The sequence below is a fragment of the Klebsiella sp. FDAARGOS_511 genome (assembly GCF_003812845.1).
In the GTDB taxonomy this organism is placed as follows: Bacteria; Pseudomonadota; Gammaproteobacteria; order Enterobacterales; family Enterobacteriaceae; genus Klebsiella; species Klebsiella grimontii.
Map to the genome: position 1 here is coordinate 4526118 of NZ_CP033824.1, position 24134 is coordinate 4550251.

23 protein-coding genes are annotated in these 24134 nt (G+C 56.1%); 12 read left to right on the forward strand and 11 right to left on the reverse strand.

From position 1 onward, the window contains the following. Window positions 1-10: 10 nt before the first annotated feature. The 4 genes from ppx to purM form a co-directional block, all read right to left on the reverse strand. Window positions 11-1552: an exopolyphosphatase gene (gene ppx / locus EGY08_RS22890; RefSeq protein ID WP_004123501.1), complete on the reverse strand. Its 1542-nt coding sequence runs from the start codon at window positions 1550-1552 to the stop codon at window positions 11-13. Between the two features lie 3 nt (window positions 1553-1555). Further along, window positions 1556-3616 (reverse strand): polyphosphate kinase 1, encoded by a 2061-nt coding sequence (ppk1, locus tag EGY08_RS22895; RefSeq protein ID WP_004123499.1) that lies wholly within the window; start codon window positions 3614-3616, stop codon window positions 1556-1558. Window positions 3617-3795: 179 nt separating this feature from the next. After that, window positions 3796-4437: a phosphoribosylglycinamide formyltransferase gene (gene purN, locus EGY08_RS22900; RefSeq protein ID WP_123828958.1), complete on the reverse strand. Its 642-nt coding sequence runs from the start codon at window positions 4435-4437 to the stop codon at window positions 3796-3798. Then, window positions 4434-5471: a phosphoribosylformylglycinamidine cyclo-ligase gene (gene purM, locus EGY08_RS22905; RefSeq protein ID WP_049114485.1), complete on the reverse strand. Its 1038-nt coding sequence runs from the start codon at window positions 5469-5471 to the stop codon at window positions 4434-4436. Before purM ends, purN begins: the two co-directional genes overlap by 4 nt. Window positions 5472-5736: 265 nt before the next feature. On the opposite strand from purM, the gene bglK reads away from it, so the two are divergent. The 5 genes from bglK to EGY08_RS22930 all read left to right on the forward strand — a co-directional run bounded on the left by bglK (window position 5737) and on the right by EGY08_RS22930 (window position 11062). Continuing rightward, window positions 5737-6630, forward strand: coding sequence for a beta-glucoside kinase BglK (gene bglK / locus EGY08_RS22910; protein ID WP_049114486.1), 894 nt, complete (start codon window positions 5737-5739; stop codon window positions 6628-6630). 9 nt (window positions 6631-6639) lie between these two features. Continuing rightward, on the forward strand, window positions 6640-8070 hold the full coding sequence (locus EGY08_RS22915; RefSeq protein WP_123828960.1) for a 6-phospho-beta-glucosidase: 1431 nt from the start codon (window positions 6640-6642) through the stop codon (window positions 8068-8070). 183 nt (window positions 8071-8253) lie between these two features. Further along, window positions 8254-8880: a uracil phosphoribosyltransferase gene (gene upp / locus EGY08_RS22920; RefSeq protein WP_004123492.1), complete on the forward strand. Its 627-nt coding sequence runs from the start codon at window positions 8254-8256 to the stop codon at window positions 8878-8880. A 95-nt stretch (window positions 8881-8975) separates the two neighbouring features. After that, window positions 8976-10265: a uracil permease gene (uraA, locus tag EGY08_RS22925; RefSeq protein WP_004123491.1), complete on the forward strand. Its 1290-nt coding sequence runs from the start codon at window positions 8976-8978 to the stop codon at window positions 10263-10265. A 95-nt stretch (window positions 10266-10360) separates the two neighbouring features. Further along, entirely contained in the window at window positions 10361-11062 is a 702-nt protein-coding gene (locus EGY08_RS22930) for a DnaA inactivator Hda (RefSeq protein ID WP_211811628.1), read from the forward strand. Between the two features lie 28 nt (window positions 11063-11090). Here EGY08_RS22930 and arsC read toward each other — a convergent pair whose 3' ends face one another. Both arsC and bepA read right to left on the reverse strand, forming a co-directional pair. Further along, complete coding sequence (gene arsC, locus EGY08_RS22935) at window positions 11091-11450, reverse strand: arsenate reductase (glutaredoxin) (RefSeq protein ID WP_004123487.1); 360 nt, start codon at window positions 11448-11450, stop codon at window positions 11091-11093. A gap of 9 nt (window positions 11451-11459) precedes the next feature. Then, the gene (gene bepA, locus EGY08_RS22940; RefSeq protein ID WP_123828962.1) at window positions 11460-12923 is read right to left on the reverse strand and encodes a beta-barrel assembly-enhancing protease; all 1464 of its coding nucleotides are present in this window, start codon (window positions 12921-12923) and stop codon (window positions 11460-11462) included. A gap of 229 nt (window positions 12924-13152) precedes the next feature. Here bepA and EGY08_RS22945 point away from each other — a divergent pair, with 229 nt between their 5' ends. Further along, window positions 13153-14220, forward strand: coding sequence for an AI-2E family transporter (locus tag EGY08_RS22945; protein WP_004123481.1), 1068 nt, complete (start codon window positions 13153-13155; stop codon window positions 14218-14220). Window positions 14221-14298: 78 nt separating this feature from the next. Here the strand turns inward: EGY08_RS22945 and bcp are convergent, their stop codons facing one another. Both bcp and EGY08_RS22955 read right to left on the reverse strand, forming a co-directional pair. After that, the gene (bcp, locus tag EGY08_RS22950; protein ID WP_123828964.1) at window positions 14299-14769 is read right to left on the reverse strand and encodes a thioredoxin-dependent thiol peroxidase; all 471 of its coding nucleotides are present in this window, start codon (window positions 14767-14769) and stop codon (window positions 14299-14301) included. A gap of 3 nt (window positions 14770-14772) precedes the next feature. Then, window positions 14773-15342 carry a glycine cleavage system transcriptional repressor gene (locus EGY08_RS22955; protein WP_004123480.1) on the reverse strand — a complete coding sequence of 190 codons (570 nt, stop codon included), beginning with the start codon at window positions 15340-15342 and terminating at the stop codon, window positions 14773-14775. Between the two features lie 153 nt (window positions 15343-15495). On the opposite strand from EGY08_RS22955, the gene dapA reads away from it, so the two are divergent. The 6 genes from dapA (at window position 15496) to ypfH (ending at window position 22029) form a co-directional block, all read left to right on the forward strand. After that, window positions 15496-16374: a 4-hydroxy-tetrahydrodipicolinate synthase gene (gene dapA / locus EGY08_RS22960; protein WP_004123477.1), complete on the forward strand. Its 879-nt coding sequence runs from the start codon at window positions 15496-15498 to the stop codon at window positions 16372-16374. Window positions 16375-16390: 16 nt separating this feature from the next. Then, on the forward strand, window positions 16391-17425 hold the full coding sequence (bamC, locus tag EGY08_RS22965) for an outer membrane protein assembly factor BamC (protein WP_004123476.1): 1035 nt from the start codon (window positions 16391-16393) through the stop codon (window positions 17423-17425). A gap of 108 nt (window positions 17426-17533) precedes the next feature. Beyond that, window positions 17534-18247, forward strand: coding sequence for a phosphoribosylaminoimidazolesuccinocarboxamide synthase (gene purC, locus EGY08_RS22970; RefSeq protein ID WP_123828965.1), 714 nt, complete (start codon window positions 17534-17536; stop codon window positions 18245-18247). 120 nt (window positions 18248-18367) lie between these two features. After that, on the forward strand, window positions 18368-19237 hold the full coding sequence (locus tag EGY08_RS22975; protein WP_123828967.1) for a neutral zinc metallopeptidase: 870 nt from the start codon (window positions 18368-18370) through the stop codon (window positions 19235-19237). A 12-nt stretch (window positions 19238-19249) separates the two neighbouring features. Next, window positions 19250-21253, forward strand: a complete 2004-nt coding sequence (locus EGY08_RS22980) for a tRNA(Met) cytidine acetyltransferase TmcA (RefSeq protein WP_123828969.1) — start codon at window positions 19250-19252, stop codon at window positions 21251-21253. Window positions 21254-21330: 77 nt separating this feature from the next. Then, window positions 21331-22029: an esterase gene (gene ypfH / locus EGY08_RS22985; protein ID WP_004123469.1), complete on the forward strand. Its 699-nt coding sequence runs from the start codon at window positions 21331-21333 to the stop codon at window positions 22027-22029. A 220-nt stretch (window positions 22030-22249) separates the two neighbouring features. On the opposite strand, the gene EGY08_RS22990 is transcribed toward ypfH, so the two are convergent. From EGY08_RS22990 to EGY08_RS23000, 3 genes are read right to left on the reverse strand one after another with little or no spacing between them, the layout of a single operon-like run. Then, window positions 22250-22453 carry a YpfN family protein gene (locus tag EGY08_RS22990; protein WP_004123464.1) on the reverse strand — a complete coding sequence of 68 codons (204 nt, stop codon included), beginning with the start codon at window positions 22451-22453 and terminating at the stop codon, window positions 22250-22252. Between the two features lie 27 nt (window positions 22454-22480). Then, window positions 22481-23608 carry a succinyl-diaminopimelate desuccinylase gene (gene dapE / locus EGY08_RS22995; RefSeq protein WP_004123461.1) on the reverse strand — a complete coding sequence of 376 codons (1128 nt, stop codon included), beginning with the start codon at window positions 23606-23608 and terminating at the stop codon, window positions 22481-22483. Between the two features lie 3 nt (window positions 23609-23611). Further along, window positions 23612-23965, reverse strand: coding sequence for an ArsC family reductase (locus tag EGY08_RS23000; RefSeq protein WP_004123458.1), 354 nt, complete (start codon window positions 23963-23965; stop codon window positions 23612-23614). Window positions 23966-24134: the final 169 nt, after the last annotated feature.

Below are 24134 nucleotides of genomic sequence, written 5' to 3' on the forward strand. Positions count from 1 at the left end.
ATGAGTGAAGCTAGCTTGCCGCGTCAGGCTTCTCTTCTTCGCTGATTTTCAGCCACCAGTCAGGTACGCCTTCCCAGTACTCCTGCTCTTTTTCCAGATCGAGCAATACCAGCGCATTCTGGCTAAACCAGTCATGCGGGAAGGTCAGCGTCCAGTGGTTCGCCTCGGTTTTCAGCGTAAGGGTTGGCGGTGTGGTCGTCGCCTGTCGCTGGTTATTCAGCAGCACCCCAAGGCGCAGCAGCTGTATTAACGGCAGAAACTGCTTTTTCTTAAACAGCGTAAAACGCGGTAAATCATCCAGCTTAATCGCTTTACGGTGATAGCGAACTAAGGTGGCCATCAGCATCTGCTGTTCCTGATTAAAGCCCGGCAGATCGCTGTTTTGCAGGATGTAAGCCGAATGGCGGTGCATGCCGCTGTGGTTAATATTTAAGCCGACTTCATGCAGCATGGTCGCCCATTTCAGCAGCGCCGCCAGATGAGGGTTCGCAAGCTTGGGATTCTGCTCCTGCCATTGCTCAAAAATATGCGTGGTGGTCTCCAGTACCCGACGCGCCTGCTCGCGGTCGATATTGTACTGGTTCGCCAGACTTTGTGCGGTGCGGCTACGGATATCCTGGTGACGGAAACGTCCTTCCATCTCGTACAGTACGCCTTCGCGCAGCGCGCCGTCGGATAAGCGCAGCTCTTTAATCGCCAGCGCGTCAAACACCCCGCAAAGAATCGCCAGGCCGGGAGCAAAAACGGCTTTACGATCTTCCGAGAGTCCAGGCAGGCTCAGCGAGTCGAAGTTTTTATACTTCAGTAGTTCTTCGACCAGCATCTCAAGGCGCTCTGGGGTGATAAAGCCGTCTTTCTCACCCATGGCCACCAGCACTTCGTGAGCGGCTTTAATGGTGCCCGATGCGCCGAGGGCGACGTTCCACCCCTGGATGCGGAACTGCCAGGCCAGGGTTTCCAGCTTTTGCACGGCCGACAGACGCGCGCGCTGGAAATTCTCTTTGTTGATGACGCCGCCAGCAAAGTAGGCCTGAGAGAAGCTCACGCAGCCCATACGGCGGCTTTCCACCAGACGAGGCTCGAAATCCTCGCCGATCACCAGTTCGGTAGAGCCGCCGCCGATATCGATGACCAGCTTACGCCCTCGCTCCGGCTGCGTATGCTCCACGCCCATAAAAATCAGACGCGCTTCCTCGTTGCCGGGGATGATTTCAATGGGGTAGGGGATGACCTGCTCCGCGCGCTTAAGGAACTCTGCGGCGTTTGTCGCCTGGCGCAGCGTGTGCGTGCCGACGATGCAGACGCTTGACGGGTCAAAACCCTGCAGGCGCTCGGCGAACAGCGACAGGCAGTTCAGCCCGCGCGTCATAGCCTCTTCGCTCAGTACAGAGTTTTCATCCAGACCGTCGGCCAGATGTACCCGCTGTTTCAGACGACCGATGATCTGCATAGCCCCGTCAACGACACGGGCGATCACCATATGAAAACTGTTCGAACCGAGGTCGACCGCAGCGAACTCCTGCGGCCGAGGGGCATTTTCGTTTATTGGCATAGGTTAGTCGGGCTGTTCAAGTGATTTGAGGTAGTCGTATATCGCCATCTGTGCACGGACTTTGCGGCGATTGCCGCGCGGCACGTAGCGATTGCTCAGTTCTTTATCAAGATAGCGCGCTTTCACTGTATCGTTGAAGAGGAGATCGAAAATATCCAGCACCCGCTGCTTCAGGCGCGGATCCAGCAGCGGCGCGGCCACTTCGATACGATAGTCAATATTGCGCGTCATCCAGTCCGCGGACGATAGCCAAACCTGTTTATCGCCGCCGTTTTCAAAGCAATAAACGCGGTCATGCTCAAGGAAACGGTCAACAATGCTGGTCACGCGAATATTTTCGCTGATTCCTTCCAGACCGGGGATCAGCGAACACATACCACGAATAAGCAAATTAACCGGCACGCCGGAGCTTGAAGCGGCGTAGAGACGGTCTACCAGACCTTTATCGACCAGGTTGTTCAGCTTCAGCATGATGCCCGACGGCTGACCATTTTGCGCGTTGGCGATTTCACGATCGATCATCTCATAAAGCAGACGACGTGAGTTTTGCGGCGACACTAGCAGATAATCGAAGCTGACCGGGCGGTAGGGGTTTTCAATAAAGTTAAATACCCGGCGGACTTCATTGGTGATGCGCGCATCGGCGGTCAGCAGCGAGTAGTCGGTATAAAGCCGCGCGGTTTTTTCGTTGAAGTTGCCGGTGCCGATATGCGCATAGCGCACGACTTCATCGCCCTCTTTTCGCGAAACCAGGAACAGCTTGGCGTGGATCTTGAGGCCCGGCGCGGAGAAGATAACGTGCACACCGGCTTCGGTCAGGCGCTTAGCCCAATGAATATTGGCTTCTTCATCGAAACGCGCCTGCAGCTCAACGACCACCGTCACTTTCTTACCGTTGTGGGCGGCATGAATCATCGAATCGATAATCCGTGAATCTTTCGCGACGCGGTAGATGTTGATTTTGATAGCCAGCACGCTTGGGTCGAAAGAGGCCTGGCGCAGCAGCTCAAGGACGTGTTCGAACGTATGGTACGGGTAGTAAAGCAGCACGTCGCGTTCGCGGATTGCGTCAAAGCCGTTGCGGAATTTATCGAACCACAGATGACGCAGACGCGGCATCGGTTTGTTGACCAGATTCGCTTTGCCCACGTTGGGGAAGCCGATAAAGTCTTTAAAGTTGTGGTAACGACCGCCCGGCAGCATCGAATCGTAGTTGGAGATGGAGAGCTTATCGCGCAGCATTTCGACCATTGCGTCGGGCATATCGCGCTGATAAACGAAGCGCACCGGCTCGGCGGTCAGACGCTGTTTCAGGCTGGAGGACATCAGCTCCATCAGGCTCGATTCCATCTCGTGCACCAGATCGTATTCGGCGTCACGGGTCATTTTCATCGAGTAGGCGTTCAGCGCGTCGTAATCGAAAAAGCCCTTGAAGATATCATCCAGGCAGTAGCGCAGGATGTTATCTAGTAAAATCATCGGCTTGCGGCGGCGAGGCGCTTCCGGCGGCAGGTTAACAAAACGCGGCACCTTGTCAGACGGAATCTCAAGCAGCGCGTAATTAATGGTATCTCCGCGGATAATTTCGACGGCCAGGTAGGTGTAATCATCCTTCAGAAACTGCACTAAATCCGTTTCGCGGTTAATCAGGATTGGCGTGATGTGCTGACGAAGATACAGCTTGAAGTAGTTACGCAGCCAGGACTGCTGGTTGACGGAGAGCTGGCGTTCGTTGATCAGGAAAATCTGGTTACGCGCCATTTCCAGCAGCAGCTCGTTGTATAAACCGTCAAACTCCTGATCGGCCTTGAGCACGCGAGCCTGGATTTTGCCTAGCAGGTGACGTGAGTGGGCGGTACTGCCTTGTTCTTCGCTAATGATGATGCGGCGCTTAAGCTCGGCGAACCGCACTTTATAAAATTCATCGAGGTTATTGGAGTAAATCCCCAAAAAGCGCATGCGCTCGATCAGCGGATTGCTTTTGTCCGCCGCTTCCTGAAGTACGCGTTCGTTAAAGGACAACCAACTGAGTTCTTTTTCGATGTATAGCTTTTCCTGGCCCATTACAGCTCACACTCCGTTTTACTCACAGGACATAGACTATTATGACGAAATTTTCCGCATAGCGATTCACTCTGTCACAACTATATGACAGTAAGAAGAACTATTTCTTCAATATGATTGATTGTTAAACGATTTTAATCAAAAAAAAGCCCCGCGTGGATAAAACGCAGGGCGATGGGTTACTCTTCGGCGGCGTAGCCTTGCGGCGGTAGCTTTATTTCATCAAGCCAGGCTTCGTTTCCTTCCGCGCGCAGGCGGCCATCGACAAACCAGCTGATTGCCAGGGGATAGATATCGTGTTCCTGAGCTTGTACTCGGGCGGTAATGTCGTCTTCGGTATCTTCAGCGAACACCGGTACCTTAGCCTGCAGAACCACCGGGCCTCCGTCCAGCTCATCGGTCACAAAATGCACCGACGTCCCGTGCTCCTCATCGCCATTTTCCAGCGCCTGGCGATGGGTGTGCAGCCCCGGATATTTTGGCAGCAGGGAAGGGTGGATATTCAGCATACGCCCCTGATAGTGGGCGACAAACGCCGGGCTAAGAATCCGCATGTAGCCGGCGAGAACCACCAGATCCGGCGCGTAAGCGTCGATCTCGTGCATCAGCTCGCGGTCGAAAGCTTCCCGGTTGGCAAACTGGCTGGCGGCGAGAGCGTGAGCCGGAATATTGGCTGCGCGGGCGCGCTCAAGGCCGAATGCGTCGGCCTTGTTGCTGAAAACTGCACGCAGGGTGCCGTTGATTTTATTCCGGGCGCAGGCGTCAATAATCGCCTGCAGGTTGCTACCGTTACCGGAAATCAGCACCACGATGTTTTTCATTCAATAACCACACGCTGTTCGGAATCAGAGGCTTTGATATACCCTATTTTCCATGCGCTTTCACCTTTGTCGTTCAGGAAGGCAATGGCTTTATCCGCTGCTTCCGCCGGCAGCGCGATAACCATGCCGACGCCGCAGTTAAAGGTGCGATACATTTCGTGGCTGCTGACGTTACCGGCGGTTTGCAGCCAGTTGAATACGTCCGGCCACTGCCAGGAGGATTCATCGATGACTGCCTGAGTGTTGTCCGGCAGCACGCGCGGAATGTTTTCCCAGAAGCCGCCGCCGGTCAGGTGGGCGATGGCGTGCACGTCGACGTTGGCAATCAGGTCGAGTACGGATTTCACATAAATTCGGGTCGGCGCCAGCAGATGGTCGGCCAGCGGCTTACCGTTGAGATCGGTGGTTTGCGGGTCAACGCCGCTGACTTCGATAATTTTGCGCACCAAAGAGTAGCCGTTAGAGTGCGGGCCGCTGGAAGCCAGCGCCACCAGCACGTCGCCATCGGCCACTTTGCTACCGTCGATAATTTCTGATTTTTCTACCACCCCAACGCAGAAACCGGCCACGTCATAATCTTCGCCGTGGTACATGCCCGGCATTTCCGCCGTCTCGCCGCCCACCAGCGCGCAGCCTGACTGCAGGCAACCTTCGGCAATGCCGCTGATTACGCTCGCCGCAGTATCGACATCCAGTTTGCCGGTCGCGTAGTAATCAAGGAAGAACAGCGGCTCTGCGCCCTGAACCACGAGGTCGTTTACGCACATAGCGACCAGGTCGATACCGATAGTGTCGTGACGCTTCAGGTCCATCGCCAGACGCAGCTTGGTGCCGACGCCGTCGGTGCCGGAGACCAGAACCGGTTCGCGATATTTCTGCGGCAGCGCGCACAGCGCGCCGAATCCGCCCAGTCCACCCATCACTTCCGGGCGGCGGGTTTTCTTCACCACGCCCTTAATACGGTCGACGAGAGCGTTGCCTGCATCAATATCCACGCCGGCATCTTTATAGCTGAGAGAGGTTTTATCGGTCACTGCGAAGTCTCCACGCGTTTGCGGTAGCAATAAAAAACGGCGCAATTCTAACAGGGATAGCAAACGTTTGCGAGCCTGCTTTGCAGTCGACGTTAAACGGCCGTTAAGTGCGCAAATTTGATACTGTTCACGAAAATGAAACCGGGTACATTCTTCTGCTTGCCAGCGTTGCTGGGAATAATCATCATGCCAATGAAACCGGTTTCTTTTGTGCTGCAAGCAGAGAGAAACCGCGAATTTGATGGATTCTGGAGGAAAGCTGAGGATGAAAATTGCCGCATTTGATATCGGTGGCACGGCGTTAAAAATGGGGGTAATGACGCGCGAAGGCACGCTGCTGGAGAAAGGAAAGCAGGCCATCATCGACAGCGACGGCGACCAGATCCTGCAGGCAATGCTGGCGTGGATCGCCGCGCATCCGGCGTGCGAAGGGGTGGCCATCAGCGCGCCCGGCTACGTTAACCCGCATACCGGCTTTATCGAAATGGGCGGCGCCATCCGTAAATTCGATAACTTCGCCATCAAGAGCTGGCTTGAGCAGCAGCTGCGCCTGCCCGTGGCCATTGAGAACGATGCTAACTGCGTGCTGCTGGCCGAGCGCTGGCGGGGTAAAGCTGCCGATATGAGCAACTTTCTGGTCCTGACCATCGGTACCGGCATCGGCGGGGCTATTTTCTGTAATAACCAACTGGTCCACGGCGCGCGTTTCCGCGCCGGGGAGTTCGGCTATATGCAAACCGCGCGTCCGGGTACCCGCGATGTACGGCGCTATTCGATGAATGAAAACTGCACGCTGCGCGTGCTGCGCCATCGCTACGCTGAGCATATCGGTAAGGCGCTGGAAGAGGTGACCGGCGAAGAGATTTTTGACCGCTACGATGCGGGCGACGCCACCTGTCGACGTCTGGTCGCGGAATTCTTTAACGGCCTGGGCACCGGGCTATATAACCTCGTCAACTTATTCGATCCGCAAACGATTTTGATCGGCGGCGGGATTGTGGAACGGCCGGGTTTTCTGTCGCTGCTGCGAGAACATCTGGCCTGGTTTGGCATTGCGGAATATATCGACACCGTTAGCCACGGCAACGATGCCGGGCTGGTAGGCGCGGTTTACCATTTCAATCAGCAATACCGGTCGCATAGCGGCGACTGCGCATAGGGAGAGAACATGTCCGGATTTAAAGAAGGTTTTCTGTGGGGCGGCGCGGTGGCGGCGCATCAGCTGGAAGGCGGCTGGAAAGAGGGCGGTAAAGGGGTGAGCGTCGCCGACGTGATGACCGCAGGCGCGCACGGCGTACCGCGCGAAATCACCGATGGCGTGCAGCCGGGGAAAAACTACCCCAACCACGAAGCGATTGATTTTTATCATCGCTATAAAGACGACATTAAGCTGTTTGCCGAAATGGGCTTCAAATGCTTCCGCACCTCCATTGCCTGGACGCGCATCTTCCCGCTGGGCGATGAGCAAGAACCTAACGAAGCCGGGCTGCAGTTTTACGACGACCTGTTCGATGAGTGCCTGAAGCACGGTATTGAGCCGGTAATTACGCTCTCCCACTTCGAAATGCCGTACCATCTGGTGACGGAGTACGGCGGCTGGCGTAACCGTAAACTGATTGATTTCTTCGTCCGCTTTGCCCGGGTGGTGTTTGCCCGCTACCAGCATAAAGTGAAGTACTGGATGACCTTCAATGAGATCAATAACCAGGCCAACTTCCACGAAGATTTTGCGCCGTTCACCAACTCCGGACTGAAATATCTGCCGGGTGAGGACCGCGAGCCGGTCATGTTTCAGGCGGCGCACTATGAGCTGGTCGCCAGCGCGCTGGCGGTTAAAGCCGCCCGCGAAATTAACCCGTCATTGCAGATTGGCTGCATGATCGCCATGTGTCCGATTTACCCGCTGAGCTGCGCGCCCAACGACATGATGATGGCGATGAACGCCATGCATCGCCGCTACTGGTTTACCGACGTTCACGTGCGTGGCCGTTATCCGCAGCACCTGTTGAACTACTTCGAGCGTCGCGGTTTTGCGCTGGACATCACCGAAGAAGACCGCGTAGCGCTGACTCAGGGCTGCGTCGACTATATCGGCTTTAGCTACTATATGTCGTTTGCCACGAAAGCAACGGATGATAATCCGCAGCTGGATTATGATGAAAGCAAGAGCCTGGTTTCCAACCCGTACGTGCAGAAGTCAGACTGGGGCTGGCAGATTGATCCGGTCGGGCTGCGCTACTCCCTGAACTGGTTCTGGGACCATTACCAGCTGCCGCTGTTTATCGTTGAGAACGGCTTCGGCGCCATCGACGTGCGCGAAGCGGACGGATCGGTAGACGATCAGTATCGTATTGACTACCATTCCGCCCATATCGCCGAGATGAAAAAAGCGGTAGTTGAGGATGGCGTCGACCTGATGGGCTATACCCCGTGGGGCTGTATCGATCTGGTTTCCGCGGGAACCGGTGAGATGAAAAAACGCTACGGCTTTATCTACGTGGATAAAGATAATGAGGGCAACGGCACGCTGGCGCGTAGCCGTAAGAAATCTTTTACCTGGTATCAGCAGGTGATCGGCAGCAACGGCGAAAAGCTATAAAACTGCCGTAAAGCCCCATTCAGCCCCGCCTTCGCGGGGTTTTTTTATTTTGTCTTATACTGGCTCAGGCAGCGTAAAGCATTTTGGTTGATCCCGGTCAAACATATCGGCTATGGCGTAAAAGGTAAAAGGCGGTATAATCCGGCGATTTTTTTTGTGGCTGCCCCTCAGAGGAGAAAGAGAATGAAGATCGTGGAAGTGAAACACCCACTCGTCAAACACAAGCTGGGCCTGATGCGTGAGCACGACATCAGCACCAAACGCTTCCGTGAACTCGCCTCAGAAGTTGGCAGCTTACTGACTTATGAAGCAACTTCCGATCTGGCGACTGAAAAAGTCACCATTGAAGGCTGGAACGGCCCGGTTGAAATTGAGCAGATCAAAGGCAAGAAAATTACCGTTGTGCCGATTCTGCGCGCGGGTCTGGGAATGATGGAAGGCGTGCTTGAGCACGTACCTAGCGCACGCATCAGCGTGGTGGGCATCTACCGTAACGAAGAGACGCTTGAGCCGGTTCCTTACTTCCAGAAGCTGGTATCCAATATTGACGAACGCATGGCGCTGGTGGTTGACCCGATGCTGGCAACCGGCGGTTCAATGATCGCCACCATCGACCTGCTGAAAAAAGCGGGCTGCAGCAGCATTAAGGTGCTGGTTCTGGTGGCGGCGCCGGAAGGCATCGCCGCGCTGGAGAAAGCGCATCCGGACGTTGAGTTGTACACCGCGTCCATTGACCAGGGCCTGAACGAGCACGGATACATTATTCCGGGGCTCGGCGACGCCGGCGATAAGATTTTTGGTACGAAATAATTGATGAAGTAGAAAAAGCCGACTTTGAGAGTCGGCTTTTTTTTGAATAAAACACACCAACAGCAATCAACAAACGACTCTCAGAGGAAAATGCTATGACGCGCCGTGCTATCGGGGTGAGTGAAAGACCGCCGCTTTTACAGACAATCCCGCTTAGTTTGCAACATCTGTTCGCCATGTTTGGCGCAACGGTACTGGTGCCCGTTCTGTTCCATATCAACCCGGCCACGGTACTGCTGTTTAACGGCATCGGAACGCTGTTATATCTTTTCATCTGCAAAGGCAAAATCCCGGCTTATCTTGGATCGAGCTTTGCGTTTATCTCCCCGGTACTGCTTTTGCTGCCGCTGGGTTACGAAGTCGCTCTCGGCGGATTCATCATGTGCGGCGTGCTGTTTTGCATCGTCTCCTTTATCGTCAAAAAAGCAGGAACCGGCTGGCTGGACGTGATGTTCCCGCCGGCGGCGATGGGCGCGATTGTCGCGGTTATCGGCCTGGAGCTGGCGGGCGTGGCGGCGAATATGGCCGGTCTGCTGCCCGCTGACGGACAATCGCCGGACAGCAAAACCATTATTATTTCGATGGTGACGCTGGCGGTGACGGTTTTCGGTTCGGTGCTGTTCCGCGGTTTCCTGGCGATTATCCCGATTTTAATCGGCGTCCTGGTCGGCTACGCGCTCTCCTTCGTGATGGGCGTCGTCGATACCACGCCAATCGCCGAGGCCCACTGGTTTGCGCTGCCGACCTTTTACACCCCGCGCTTTGAATGGTTTGCGATTTTCACCATTCTGCCCGCCGCGCTGGTGGTGATCGCCGAGCACGTTGGACATCTGGTAGTAACGGCCAATATCGTCAAGAAAGATCTGATCCGCGATCCGGGCCTGCATCGTTCAATGTTTGCCAACGGCCTGTCTACGGTGATCTCCGGCTTCTTTGGCTCAACGCCAAACACTACCTACGGCGAGAACATTGGCGTGATGGCGATCACCCGCGTCTACAGCACCTGGGTTATCGGTGGCGCGGCGATCATCGCGATTCTGCTCTCCTGCGTCGGCAAGCTGGCGGCGGCGATCCAGATTATCCCGCTGCCGGTAATGGGCGGCGTCTCGCTGCTGCTGTACGGGGTCATCGGCGCTTCGGGTATTCGCGTGCTGATCGAATCTAAAGTCGATTACAACAAGGCGCAGAACCTGATTCTGACCTCCGTTATCCTGATCATCGGCGTCAGCGGGGCGAAAGTACATATCGGCGCCGCTGAGCTGAAAGGCATGGCGCTGGCGACCATTGTTGGCATCGGTCTGAGCCTGATCTTCAAGCTGATAAGCGTGCTGCGTCCGGAAGAGGTGGTCCTCGACGCTGCGGATAGCGAAGAAGCGAAACATTGATCCCTATACCGGGCGGCGATCCCGCCCGGTTCTCTCCTTGCCTATTTCTGTGCTAAACTCTCCGCGTTTTTCTGCAAGCCTATGTTGAGGTCCATCTGAACGCACCGGCACAGCTCTCTTTGCCACTGTATCTTCCCGATGATGAAACTTTCGCGAGTTTCTGGCCGGGCGATAACCCTTCTCTTCTTGCCGCCCTTCAGAACGTGCTGCGGCAGGATCATAGCGGATACATCTATATCTGGTCACGGGAAGGGGCGGGGCGCAGCCATCTCCTGCACGCGGCCTGCGCGGAGCTCTCCCAGCGCGGCGATGCGGTGGGTTACGTTCCTCTGGATAAACGGACGTGGTTCGTTCCTGAAGTGCTGGATGGAATGGAGCAGCTCTCGCTGGTTTGCATCGATAATATTGAGTGTGTGGCGGGCGATGAACTGTGGGAAATGGCGATTTTCGACCTCTATAACCGCATTCTCGAGTCCGGTAAAACCCGGCTGTTGATTACCGGCGACCGACCGCCGCGCCAGCTCAAGCTGGGCCTGCCGGATCTGGCTTCGCGTCTTGACTGGGGGCAAATCTACAAGCTGCAGCCGCTGTCGGATGAAGACAAGCTCCAGGCGCTTCAACTGCGCGCGAGGCTGCGTGGTTTCGAAATGCCGGAAGATGTCTGCCGCTTCCTGCTTAAGCGGCTGGATCGTGAAATGCGTTCGCTGTTTATGACGCTCGATCAGCTCGATCGCGCTTCAATTACCGCCCAGCGCAAGCTAACCATTCCTTTCGTGAAAGAGATCCTCAAGCTTTAGCGGAGCCGTGGCTTGAGGACCCGATCGTTTAGTTAACGATGTCCAGAACCTGTTCCGGCGGACGACCGATGCGGGCCTCGCCGTGGCTGACGACGATAGGCCGCTCAATCAGCTTTGGATTATCAATCATTGCCTGGATCAGCGCTTCTTCGCTGAGCTGCGGATTCGCGAGATCGAGTGATTTATAGAGATCTTCTTTCTGGCGCATTAACTCGCGCGCGCTGGCCATTCCCAGCATCTTCAGCAGCTGGCGCAGCGTTGCGGTATCCGGCGGCGTCTCCAGGTAGAGCACCACTTCAGGATCGATACCGTTAGCCTTCAGCAGGCTCAGGGTGTCGCGACTCTTGGAGCAGCGCGGGTTGTGATAGATTTTGACCGTATCGGACATGAGATCTCCTTACATTTTCTGGTACGGTTTGAAGCGTTCCTGCAGCTGACGCAGCTGATCGATACGCGCATCGTAGCGGGCCTGCTGCAGACTGCCTAATTTGACCTGTGAACTGGCGCTGCTGAGTAGGGTAATGGCCTGATCGAGTCGGCCAACCAGCGCCATGCCCTCCGCGCGCGCTGCCAGCTCCTGATCGCGATTTCCCAGCTTAGCTTCTGCTTGCGCCAGCAAATCCCAACCATTGACGTCATCTTTATTGTTAAAGGTATAGCGGTTAAGGATCGTCACCGCTTCCCCCGGCTGCCCGCCTTCCAGCAGGGCGTTGGCGAGGTTGAGCTGTAGTACCGGGTTAGTACGCAGTTCGCGGGCGCCCTTCAGGCTGTTAATCGCGTCAGTGGCTCGCTTTTGTCCAAGATCGATATCGGTCGCCAGGTCAAGGTACCAGGCATTTTGCGGTTCGGCGCTCAGCAGCGGCTGTAGCGTTTTGCGCGCCAGATCGTAATTGTTGCTGCCCATCGCCAGCAGCGCGCGGCCGTACTGGGCGGCGTGCTGTTCGCGAATATTGCCTTTTTCCCAGCTGCTCAGCAGGTCGTTGCCTAGCTTATTGTCGCCGGAGGTGTACATTCCCAGCGTTCTGGCTTTTGCCAGGTAGAAGTCAGCCGAGGATTGCACGACCACCGGGCGCATCTGGTTCGCACGGTTGCGGGCGTCGGCGAGACGGCTTTCCGGCAAGGGGTGGGTTAGCAGCATTTCCGGCGGCCGGGTCGAGTAGCGCGACTCGTCAAGCAGCTTGCCCATAAACGCCGGCATCGCCTGCGGATCGAAACCTGAACGTTGAAGGACCTGAATACCAATGCGGTCTGCCTCTTCCTCGTTTTGGCGGGTAAAGCTGATCAGCCCCTGCTGGCTGCCCGCCAGGGTGCCGGTCAGCGCGGCCATACCGGCCTGTGGGCTGGCCATCGCCAGCAGAATCGACCCCAAAGCGCCAACCCAGGTCAGCGGAGCGTTACGCTTTTGGTCTTCCATCGCGCGGGCAAGGTGGCGCTGGGTGACGTGAGAAATTTCGTGCGCCATTACCGACGCCAGCTCGCTTTCATTATCCGAGTAGCGGAACAGCGCCGAGTGCAGTACGACGTTACCGCCGAAGAAAGCAAAGGCGTTTATTTGATCGTTATTAATCAGATAAAAGTGGAACGGAGTGCGCACCGAATTGGCGTGCGACACCAGGCGCATGCCTAAACCGTTGATATATTGCACCAGCAGCGGATCGTTAATTAACGGCGCGCTGCCGCGCAGCTGGCGCACGTAGTAATCTCCCATCTGCATTTCCTGGCCAATGGAGAGCGTGCTTCCTGCGGAGGTGCCCATGTCCGGCAGAGTGTCTGCGGTATCGGCAAAAGCAGGTAATATTGAACCCAGCGTCAGCGACGCTATGACGGTCGCCACCAGCGTTTTCTTCAACTGCCTGAACATAACCTCTGTCCTGTAATGTAGGTGTGCCAGTTTGACCGATTGTGCGGCGTAATGTTCCCTGACCGCAAGCAGGTCCAGCGAGTTTAGCCGTCGTTTGCGGCGTTGCAAATATGATATTCACCCGACCGTTAATGTTTGTGGTTTTACCCATAAAAAGCGAAGTCTTTTTTGTGACATTTCGATACAATTCCTGAGATTGTTACAGCTCCGCTCTTCAGGGAAGGGTTTTATGCTCCAGATGTTAATGCAGTGGTACCGTCGTCGGTTCAGCGATCCGGAGGCGATAGCGCTGCTGGTCATTTTGCTGGCTGGGTTCGGCATTATGTTTTTCTTCAGCGGCCTGCTGGCACCTTTATTAGTGTCGATTGTTCTGGCCTATCTGCTGGAGTGGCCCACCGTCAGACTGGAGCGTATCGGGTTTTCACGTACCTGGGCCACCTCGGTCGTTCTGATTCTGTTCGTCGGCATTCTGCTGCTGATGGCGTTTGTGGTGATGCCGGTTGCCTGGCAGCAGGGTATTTATCTGATCCGCGATATGCCGGGGATGTTGAATAAACTTTCCGATTTTGCCGCGACGGTGCCGCGCCGTTATCCGGCCTTAATGGATGCCGGCATTATCGACGCGATGGCGGAGAACATGCGCAGCCGCATGTTAACCGTCGGCGACTCGGTGGTGAAGTATTCGCTGGCTTCGTTGGTCGGGCTGCTGACCCTGGCGGTCTATCTGGTGCTGGTGCCGCTGATGGTTTTCTTTCTGCTGAAGGATAAAGAGCAGATGCTTAACGCCGTACGCCGTGTGCTGCCGCGCAACCGCGGCCTGGCCGGGCAGGTATGGAAAGAGATGAACCAGCAAATTACCAACTATATTCGCGGTAAGGTGCTGGAGATGATTGTCGTCGGCGTGGCGACATGGATTGGCTTTATCCTTTTTGGCCTCAACTATTCGCTGCTGCTGGCGGTGCTGGTGGGGTTCTCGGTATTAATCCCCTATATCGGCGCGTTTGTGGTCACCATTCCGGTGGTGGGCGTGGCGCTGTTCCAGTTTGGCGCGGGAACCGAGTTCTGGAGCCTGTTTGCGGTGTACCTGATTATTCAGGCGCTGGATGGCAACCTGCTGGTGCCGGTACTCTTCTCGGAAGCCGTTAATCTGCATCCGCTGGTGATTATTCTGTCGGTGGTGATTTTTGGCGGTCTGTGGGGATTCTGGGGCGTGTTCTTCGCGATTCCGCTGGCGACGCTCATCAAAGCGGTGGTGCACGCCTGGCCGGATGGCCTGATAGTGGAAGACGAGCATTAGCGCGAAGCCGCAAGAAATGCCCTAAAAAAAGACGCCGGGTGGTTGAGAACGACCCGGCGTCTTGCGTTTGTCTTAGCGTCAGGCGTTTTCTTTCAGCCAGTTCAGCACCACGTCGTGGTGATTGCTGGTTTTGAAATCATCAAACACATGTTCGATTCTGCCGTTGGCGTCGATGAGGAAGCTAATACGATGGATACCGTCGTAGGTTTTCCCCATAAAGGTTTTTTCACCCCAGATACCAAACTGCTCGCATACCTGATGATCTTCATCAGACAGGAGAGTGAAGTTCAGCAGCTCTTTTTCGGCGAAACGGGAGAGTTTTTCTGGTTTATCCGTACTGATACCCAGTACTTCAACGCCTGCTTTTTTCAGGTCGTCCATATTATCGCGTAAACCGCACGCCTGTACGGTGCAGCCCGGGGTCATGGCTTTCGGATAAAAATAAACCAGAACACGCTGTCCCTGGAAGTCGGTCAAATTTACTTCCTCGCCGTCCTGGTCCGGTAAGCTAAATTTCGGTGCAATATCACCGGCTTTCAGTGGGTTCATCACTCAAACTCCATCCTGTTCATCATGCTGTGAATAATTAACAATGTTAATACTGCCTTGTGCATTCAGTTCTGTACATAGGGCTTTGAACGCTTGTTCGATATTTGATGCATTTTGCGTAGTCGGGCTGTGTGCGGTGATCTGGATAAAAAGCTGCGCTGACTCGTCGTTCGCACCGGGCTGAGTGCGGGAAACCAGCTCGGCAATGTTCATTTTCCACGTATCGCACAGCGCCGTAAATCGCTCAATGATATGCGGTGAATCCGGCACCTCAACCTGAACCCAGACGGTGTTCTGCATCGCCTGAGGCGGCCTCGCGGTTGTACGCTTCATCACGATAAGCAGATCCAGCTCGGCGCCTTTCAGCGGCAGAGTTGACTCAATCAGGTTAATTGCATTCCACGAGCCGGAAAGCAGCATGATAAACGTAAACTCATCGCCAAGCATGGCCAGCCGACTGTCTTCAATATTACAGCCGCAGCTGCTGACGTGACGAGTGATCGTATTCACGATGCCTGGGCGGTCAGCACCCAACGCGGTAATAACCAGATAGTGTTGTAATGAGGCTGTCAAACCTGTTCTTCCTTTAAAAAGGTGAGGTAACGTTAGGAAAGCATAAAAAAAACCGGCATACAACATCCCTGATGGCATCGGGTCTCTTGCTTTTATTGCGACTCCAAACGTAACATTGAGAATCTTGTCCCACTTATGCTCTGAGGATGGCCCATGTTTACGGGAAGTATTGTAGCGCTTGTCACGCCGATGGATGAAAACGGCAACGTCTGCCGGTCAAGCCTGAAAAAACTGATTGATTATCATGTCGCCAGCGGAACCTCGGCGATCGTTTCGGTAGGAACTACCGGAGAGTCCGCAACATTGAGCCATGAAGAGCATGGTGATGTGGTCATGCAGACGCTGGAACTGGCCGACGGGCGTATTCCGGTTATTGCCGGCACCGGTGCAAATGCAACCGCAGAGGCGATTAGCCTGACCAAACGATTCAACGATAGCGGCGTGGTTGGCTGCCTGACGGTAACGCCGTATTACAACCGCCCGACCCAGGAAGGGCTGTTCCAACACTTTAAAGCTATCGCAGAGCATACTGACCTGCCGCAAATCCTGTATAATGTGCCGTCCCGTACCGGTTGCGATATGCTGCCTGACACCGTTGGCCGTCTGGCGGAAATTAAAAATATTATCGGTATTAAGGAAGCGACGGGGAACTTAAGCCGCGTTCATCAGATCAAAGAGCTGGTTTCAGATGACTTTATTCTGCTGAGCGGCGATGACGCGACCGGAATGGACTTTATGCAGCTTGGCGGTCATGGCGTGATTTCCGTAACGACAAACGTTGCGGCGCGTGAAATGGCCGAGATGTGCCGACTGGCGCTAGCAGGTCAATTTGCCGAAGCTCGTGCGATTAACCAGCGTCTGATGCCATTGCATACCAAATTATTTGTCGAACCCAACCCTATCCCGGTCAAATGGGCCTGTAAGGCGTTGGGTCTTGTGGCGACCGATACGTTACGCCTGCCGATGACCCCGATTACCGAAAACGGTACTAAGGTCGTTACCGCAGCGCTGAAGCATGCCGGTTTGCTGTAAAGTTTAGGGAGATTTGATGGCTTACTCAGTACAGAAGTCGCGCCTGGCGAAGGTTGCGGGTGTTTCGCTGGTTCTACTCCTCGCGGCCTGTAGTTCTGACTCGCGCTATAAGCGTCAGGTGAGCGGCGACGAGGCCTATTTGCAGGCAACGCCGCTTAGTGAACTTCACGCGCCAGCAGGGATGATCCTGCCGGTTCAGGTGGGTGATTATAATATTCCGGTTGCAACCAGCACCGGTAACACAGGCAAAGCCCTGGACATTCGTCCGCCAGCCCAGCCTCTGGCGCTGGTCAGCGGCGCGCGTACGCAGTTCAGCGGCGATACCGCGACGCTGATGGTGGAAAACGGTCGCAGCGGTTCGCTGTGGGCGCAGGTGGCAAGCATCGTGCAGTCGAAAAACTACACTATCGCTAAACGCGACGATGCTAGCCAGACGCTGAATACCGACTGGGTCGAGTGGAATCGCCTCGATGAAGATCAGCAGTACCGTGGTCGCTATCAAATCTCAGTTAAGCAGCAAGGCTATCAGCAGGCGGTGATCGTGAAGCTGGTGAATCTGGAGCAGGCGGGTAAACCTGTTGCCGATCCGGCTTCGCTGCAGCGCTACAGTACCGCCATGCTGAACGTCATTTCCGAAGGTCTGGATCTGAACGCCACTAGCGCGCAGAACGCGGCGCAGAAAAACGCCGGGGCGACCTTCGACGTGCAGAGCGGCGCTGATGATACCGGCCTGCCGATGCTGATCGTTCGCGCGCCGTTTAACCTGGTGTGGCAACGCCTGCCGGGCGCGCTTGAAAAAGTGGGTATGAAGGTCACCGATAGCTCTCGTTCTCAGGGTAGCTTCTCAGTCACCTATAAACCGCTTTCCGACAGCGGCTGGACCGATCTGGGCGCTCGCGACCCGCAGCTGGTATCCGGCGATTATAAACTGCAGGTCGGGGACCTCGATAACCGCAGCAGCCTGCAGTTCATCGACCCGAAAGGCCATACGCTGACGCAGTCGCAAAATGATGCCCTGGTTGCCGTATTCCAGGCCGCATTAAGTAAGTAATTAACAGGGCTGGAGCAATCCGGCCCTTTTTAATGTATAGTGACGCAAACGTGTGCGTCGGCAGAAAAGCACAAATTTTTATCGTTAATCATCACTGGAGTGACAAAGATGCAAAAGCAAGCTGAGTTGTATCGTGGTAAAGCGAAGACGGTATACAGCACCGAAAACCCGGAACTGTTGATACTCGAATTCCGTAACGATACGTCAGCAGGGGACGGCGCTCGCATTGAGCAGTTCGATCGTAAAGGCATGGTGAACAACAAGTTTAACCATTTCATTATGAGCAAGCTGGCGGAAGCGGGTATCCCGACCCAGATGGAAGCGCTGTTGTCCGATACCGAGTGTCTGGTTAAAAAGCTGGATATGGTGCCGGTGGAGTGCGTGGTGCGCAACCGCGCCGCCGGGTCGCTGGTGAAACGCTTAGGCATTGAAGAAGGCATTGAGCTGAACCCGCCGCTGTTCGATCTGTTCCTGAAGAACGACGCCATGCACGATCCGATGGTCAATGAATCTTATTGCGAAACCTTTGGTTGGGTGAGCAAAGAGAACCTGGCGCGGATGCAGGAGCTGACCTACAAAGCTAACGATGTGCTGAAAAAGCTATTTGACGACGCGGGTCTGATCCTCGTGGACTTCAAACTGGAGTTCGGTCTGTTCAAAGGCGAAGTGGTGCTGGGAGATGAATTCTCTCCGGACGGCAGCCGTCTGTGGGATAAAAAAACCATGGATAAAATGGATAAAGACCGCTTCCGCCAGAGCCTCGGCGGCCTGATTGAAGCCTACGAAGAAGTCGCTCATCGCCTGGGCGTGAAACTCGACTAATCCCCCGACGCCAGAAGAAGTTTTCTTCTTCTGGCGCTCTTCTTGCTGTTTCCTGTGGTAATCCTCCGCTGAACCGCCTACGATCTTATTCATTGGTTAATATGATGAATTGAGGTGCTTATGCGCTGGCAAGGACGTCGCGAAAGCGACAATGTGGAAGATCGTCGTGGTCAATCTGGTTCACCTATGGGCGGCGGAGGCGGTTTTCGTCTCCCCAGCGGCAAAGGCGGCATCGTGCTGCTAATTATTGTCCTGGTGGCGGGCTATTACGGCGTAGATTTAACCGGCATGCTGACCGGCGAACCGGTATCACAACAGCAAACCACCACTCAACGCTCCATCAGCCCGCAGGATGAAGAGGCCGCGAAATTCACGAAGGTGATTCTGGCGGACACGGAAGATACCTGGGGCGCGATTTTTAAAGATATGGGCCGCCAGTACGCGCAGCCGAAGCTGGTGATGTATCGCGGCGCGACGCGGACCGCCTGCGGCACCGGCCAATCGGTGATGGGGCCTTTTTACTGCCCTGCGGACAGCACGGTGTATATCGACCTGTCATTCTACGATGAGATGAGAAACAAGCTTGGCGCCGGCGGCGATTTCGCGCAGGGCTACGTTATTGCCCACGAGGTTGGCCATCACGTACAAAAGCTGTTGGGTATTGAACCGAAAGTGCGCCAGCTGCAGCAAAATGCTTCGCAGGCGGAAGCGAATCGTCTGTCGGTAAAAATGGAGCTACAGGCGGACTGCTTTGCCGGCGTTTGGAGCTACAACATGCAGAAGCAAGATTACATGGAGACCGGCGATCTGCAGGAAGCGCTGAACGCCGCAGAGGCGATTGGCGACGATCGCTTGCAGCAGCAGAGCCAGGGGCGCGTCGTTCCGGACAGTTTTACCCACGGAACGTCCCAGCAGCGTTATACCTGGTTTAAACGCGGCTTCGATAGCGGCGACCCGGCGCAGTGCAACACCTTCGGCAACGCGCTGTAATGCTTTTTTGTCATGGATGAACTGCGTCAACTGACGGCGCAGATGGCGCGCGAAGGCATTCGTCGTCTGCTGGTTCTCAGCGGCGACGATGCCTGGACCCTGCGCCAGGCGCAAACAGTACGTACCGCGCTGTCCGGAGACGGGCTGTGGGTTGGTCCGCGTCCGATGCCCGAGCCGTACGTCTCGTCTACCGCCCTGAAATCGCTGCTGGGCCGCGAATTCCAGCACGCCTTTTTCGATGCCCGCGAGGGTTTTGACGTCGCGGCGTTTGCCGCGTTAGCCGGTACGCTGCGCGCCGGGAGCTGGCTGGTATTGCTCGTGCCCGACTTCGTGCAATGGCCGGCTCGTCCTGATGCGGATTCCCTGCGCTGGAGCGACGCTCCCGACCCCATCTCTACGCCGAATTTTGTTTATCGTTTTTGCCAACAGATTAGTGCGAATAACGCGTCCATTCTCTGGCGGCAGGGCGAGGAATGCATGGTGCCGGCATTTGCCGCGCGACCGCGATGGCGTCCCGCCGATGGTCATCCGCAGGCGGAGCAGGCCGCCGTGCTTGCCGAACTGGCCCGTTTCCCTCCCGGCATTGCGGCGCTAACCGCCGAGCGCGGGCGAGGAAAGTCCGCGCTCGCGGGAATGCTTATTCGCCATCTGGGGGGAGATGCCATCGTCACGGCGCCGGCGCGGGGAGCGACGGAGGTCATGGCGGCTTTCGCTGGCGAAAACTTGCGCTTTATGGCCCCCGACGCATTGCTGGCTTCCGGTTGTAGCGCCGGATGGCTGATTGTCGATGAGGCAGCGGCCATCCCCGGGCCGCTGTTGCGCCAGCTTGTCTCCCGCTTCCCGAAGACGCTATTGACCACCACCGTGCAGGGGTACGAAGGGACCGGGCGCGGCTTTTTGCTTAAGTTTTGCGCCAGCTTTGCGCACTTACGGCAGTTTAGCCTGACGGCGCCCATTCGTTGGGCGAGCGGCTGTCCGCTGGAGGCGGCGATCGCGCAGCTGCTGTTGCTGTTTAGCGATGAGACCTTTCAGCACGCGCCAGGCGGCGATATCGCCCTGGAAAGCGTCAGCCAGGAGAGCTGGCGGCGACAGCCAGCGTTACCGGAAGCGATGTATCAACTGCTTTCCGGGGCCCACTATCGCACGTCGCCGCTTGACCTCCGGCGCATGATGGATGCGCCGGGGCAGCATTTTACCTGCGCCCGCAGCGGCAACCGCATCGCCGGGGCGCTGTGGTTGGTCGAAGAGGGCGGTCTGGAGCCATCCCTTAGCCAGGCGGTGTGGGCCGGCTACCGCCGTCCGCGCGGCAATCTGGTGGCGCAGTCGCTGGCGGCGCACGGCGGCAGCCCGCTGGCGGCCACGCTGACAGGGTTGCGCATCAGCCGTATTGCCGTGCATCCGGCTCGCCAACGCGAGGGGTTGGGGCAGCGGCTGGTGGAGCAGGCGACGTCGCAGGCTGCGGGCCGGGATTATCTGTCGGTGAGTTTTGGCTACACGCCTGAGCTGTGGCGCTTCTGGCAACGCTGCGGTTTTACGCTGGTGCGATTGGGCACGCATCGGGAAGCCAGCAGCGGCTGTTATACCGCGATGGCGCTCTATCCTCTCAGCGAAGCGGGCCAGCGCCTGGCAAGCGAAGAGGCTCGACGGCTGCAGCGCGATGAGTACTGGCTGCGCGACTGGCGAGATGAGCCTGTGCCGCTGACGGCGCTGAAAGCGGCTATTCTTACTGAAGAAGACTGGCTGGAGGTGGCGGGTTTTGCTTTTGCCCATCGTTCGCTACTGACCTCGGCGGGTAGCCTCAATCGCCTGCTTATGCTGGTGGAGCTGCCGCTTCCGGCGCTACGGGGCCGCCTGCAGCAGCAGGATGAGACCGCGCTTTGCCGAACGTTAGATTTATCCGGACGGAAAGCGCTGCTGGCCAGGCTGCGCGAAGAAGCGGCGCAGGCGCTGCTCAGCCTGGATGAAAACCGCGCCAACGACCTGCGCCAGCAGGTTCACATGCTGCAATTTTTTTAACTAACTCCTTCAGTTAAATGGCATGGTCATATTTCGCCTGCGGCGTAAACTTCCTTGCAGACATTAAGGAGACAGCCATGAAACACGATCATTTTATTGTTCAAAGCCCCGCGACACCTGCACAGCAACTGCTGCTGCTGTTTCATGGCGTCGGCGATAACCCGGTGGCAATGGGGCAAATCGGTAGCTGGTTTGCGCCGCTCTTTCCCGAGGCGCTGATCGTCAGCATCGGTGGCGCGGAGCCGTGCGGCCCGCCTCCGGGGCGCCAGTGGTTTTCCGTGCAGGGTGTCAGCGAAGAAAACCGCCAGCAGCGCGTGGATGCGATCATGCCAACCTTCATTGAAACGGTGCGCTACTGGCAGCAGCAGAGCGGCGTCAGCCCGCAGGCGACGGCGCTGATCGGCTTCTCGCAGGGGGCGATTATGTCGCTGGAGAGCATTAAAGCCGAGCCGGGTCTGGCATCGCGGGTGATCGCTTTTAACGGCCGATATGCGACGCTGCCGGAGACGGCGACGACCGCGACCACCGTTCACCTGATCCACGGCGGCGAAGATCGGGTTATCGATCTGGCGTGGGCGGTAGCGGGGCAGGAAGCGCTACAGCAGGCCGGCGGTGACGTGACGCTGGATATTGTTGAGGATTTGGGGCACGCGATTGACGATCGTAGCATGCAGTTTGCCCTCGATCATCTGCGCTTTACCGTACCGAAGCACTATTTCGACGAGGCCCTCAGCGGCAGCACACCGAAAGATAGCGATATTATTGAGCTGCTGTGAATAATAAACCCGGAGGCGGCGCGATGCGCCTGTCCGGGCAACCGGACCTGCAGACGCGCTGAAAACCCGTAGCCCGGGCAAGGCGCGTTAAGCGCCGCCCCCGGGAAAAGAGCGCAGAGTGGGATATTTTCCCGGATCCGATACTGCGCATCTGTCCGGGTTACTTGACCCGCGTCGTACAAGCCGGGCGATTTCTTTGCTGCAATCTCAAATAAAATGCTTACTTCTTCTTCGACGGGTCGTTCTTCGGCCAGTCGTCGTCATCGTCCCACTTGTCGTTGAAGTCGCGATGCGGCGGCAGATCCGGCTTATTGTTGAGAAATTTTTTGTGGTCAACGCGGGTAAGATCTTTAATCACGTTGATCATTACGCCCACCAAAAATACCAACACCAGAACCCACCAGTATTTCGTTAGCCAATCCATGCGCTTACCTCTTCTCTATTGATGCCATCAGGCGACCAGCTGTTCCATGATGCGTTGGTACATCCGCGCCAGCAGCTGGAGGTCGGCGGCATTCACACACTCGTTTATTTTATGAATGGTGGCGTTCACTGGCCCCAGTTCAACCACCTGCGCGCCCATACGCGCGATGAAGCGCCCGTCGGAGGTGCCGCCGTTGGTCAGCAGCTGCGGTTTGATTTCATTATAGTGCTCAATGGCGTTAACCACCGCATCAACCAGCTTACCGCGGCTGGTCAGGAACGGCTGGCCCGAGAGCCACCAGTCGACGCTGTAGCGCAGCGAGTATTTCTCGAGCAGGGCCACGACGCGCGCTTTAATCATTTCGTCGGTCAGCTCGGTACTAAAGCGGAAGTTGAACTGGACGAACATATCGCCGGGAATCACGTTGTTGCTGCCGGTCCCGGACTGCACGTTGGCGATTTGCATACTGGTCGGCGGAAAGAATTCGTTGCCCTTATCCCACTCAATATTCACCAGCTCCGCCAGCATCGGCGCGGCGCGGTGAACCGGGTTATCGGCGAGGTGCGGATAGGCCACGTGCCCTTGCACGCCGTGAATGGTCAGGTTGCATGTCAGCGAGCCGCGACGGCCGTTTTTCACCACATCGCCGACGACTTCGGTGCTCGAGGGTTCACCGACCAGACAGTAGTCCAGGCGCTCGTTGCGCGCCATCAGCGCTTCCACAACCTTAACGGTACCGTTTTTGGCGCTGGCCTCTTCATCCGAGGTGATTAGAAAGGCCAGACGGCCCTTATGGTCCGGATACTGGGCGACAAAGCGTTCGGCGGCAACCACCATCGCCGCAAGCGAGCCTTTCATATCGGCCGCGCCGCGGCCAAACAGCATGCCGTCGCGAATAGTGGGCTCAAAAGGGGGATTAATCCAGCGATCGGCGTCGCCCGATGGAACGACATCGGTATGACCGGCGAACGCCAGCGTTTCCCCGCGCCCGCGCCAGGCCCAGAAGTTTTGGGTATCCCCGAAATCCATCGGTTCAACGGTAAAGCCAATCGCACGCAGACGTTCAATCATTAACGCCTGGCATCCCGCATCATCGGGGCTGAGGGAAGGGCGGCGAATAAGCTGCTGAGCCAGCTCAATGACCGGGCAAGACATAGACTACACCTCGTTAAACTGCTGATAACTTGATTCACTGAAACCCAGCAGCATAGGCTGACCGGGCGCGCAGAGCAATGGGCGTTTAATGATTGCCGGCATTTCCAGCATCAGTTTCGCCGCAGCGTCGGCGTTATTGATGCTGGCGCGGACCGTTTCATCCAGCTTGCGCCACGTCGTCCCTCGGGTGTTAAGCAGCGCTTCCCAGCCGAGTTCAGCGATAAAGGTGTCTAATAAACTGCGATCCAGACCGTCGACACGATAATCATGAAAACGATATTCTATTTGATGGGCTTCCAGCCAGCGGCGGGCCTTTTTTATGGTGTCGCAGTTTTTTATCCCGTACATGGTGAGCATGATTAAACCTTTTCCGTTGAATTAAATGATTGGCTAAGATTCTTCCGAATATATAAGCCTTTAATAAATAATACGTGAATTGTTTTAATAAATATCGTTTTTTCCCCCTGATATATATCCAGGGTTACACTCTGAACGTTTTTTGCGCGCCGAACGGCGGCTACTGCTA

Coding starts and splice junctions, on each gene's coding strand:
- ppx (WP_004123501.1), bottom strand. CDS start 1,552: ATGCCAATAAACGAAAATGCCCCTCGGCCGCAGGAGTTCGCTGCGGTC.
- ppk1 (WP_004123499.1), bottom strand. CDS start 3,616: ATGGGCCAGGAAAAGCTATACATCGAAAAAGAACTCAGTTGGTTGTCC.
- purN (WP_123828958.1), bottom strand. CDS start 4,437: ATGAAAAACATCGTGGTGCTGATTTCCGGTAACGGTAGCAACCTGCAG.
- bglK (WP_049114486.1), top strand. CDS start 5,737: ATGAAAATTGCCGCATTTGATATCGGTGGCACGGCGTTAAAAATGGGG.
- EGY08_RS22915 (WP_123828960.1), top strand. CDS start 6,640: ATGTCCGGATTTAAAGAAGGTTTTCTGTGGGGCGGCGCGGTGGCGGCG.
- upp (WP_004123492.1), top strand. CDS start 8,254: ATGAAGATCGTGGAAGTGAAACACCCACTCGTCAAACACAAGCTGGGC.
- uraA (WP_004123491.1), top strand. CDS start 8,976: ATGACGCGCCGTGCTATCGGGGTGAGTGAAAGACCGCCGCTTTTACAG.
- arsC (WP_004123487.1), bottom strand. CDS start 11,450: ATGTCCGATACGGTCAAAATCTATCACAACCCGCGCTGCTCCAAGAGT.
- bepA (WP_123828962.1), bottom strand. CDS start 12,923: ATGTTCAGGCAGTTGAAGAAAACGCTGGTGGCGACCGTCATAGCGTCG.
- EGY08_RS22945 (WP_004123481.1), top strand. CDS start 13,153: ATGCTCCAGATGTTAATGCAGTGGTACCGTCGTCGGTTCAGCGATCCG.
- bcp (WP_123828964.1), bottom strand. CDS start 14,769: ATGAACCCACTGAAAGCCGGTGATATTGCACCGAAATTTAGCTTACCG.
- dapA (WP_004123477.1), top strand. CDS start 15,496: ATGTTTACGGGAAGTATTGTAGCGCTTGTCACGCCGATGGATGAAAAC.
- bamC (WP_004123476.1), top strand. CDS start 16,391: ATGGCTTACTCAGTACAGAAGTCGCGCCTGGCGAAGGTTGCGGGTGTT.
- purC (WP_123828965.1), top strand. CDS start 17,534: ATGCAAAAGCAAGCTGAGTTGTATCGTGGTAAAGCGAAGACGGTATAC.
- EGY08_RS22975 (WP_123828967.1), top strand. CDS start 18,368: ATGCGCTGGCAAGGACGTCGCGAAAGCGACAATGTGGAAGATCGTCGT.
- EGY08_RS22980 (WP_123828969.1), top strand. CDS start 19,250: ATGGATGAACTGCGTCAACTGACGGCGCAGATGGCGCGCGAAGGCATT.
- ypfH (WP_004123469.1), top strand. CDS start 21,331: ATGAAACACGATCATTTTATTGTTCAAAGCCCCGCGACACCTGCACAG.
- EGY08_RS22990 (WP_004123464.1), bottom strand. CDS start 22,453: ATGGATTGGCTAACGAAATACTGGTGGGTTCTGGTGTTGGTATTTTTG.
- dapE (WP_004123461.1), bottom strand. CDS start 23,608: ATGTCTTGCCCGGTCATTGAGCTGGCTCAGCAGCTTATTCGCCGCCCT.
- EGY08_RS23000 (WP_004123458.1), bottom strand. CDS start 23,965: ATGCTCACCATGTACGGGATAAAAAACTGCGACACCATAAAAAAGGCC.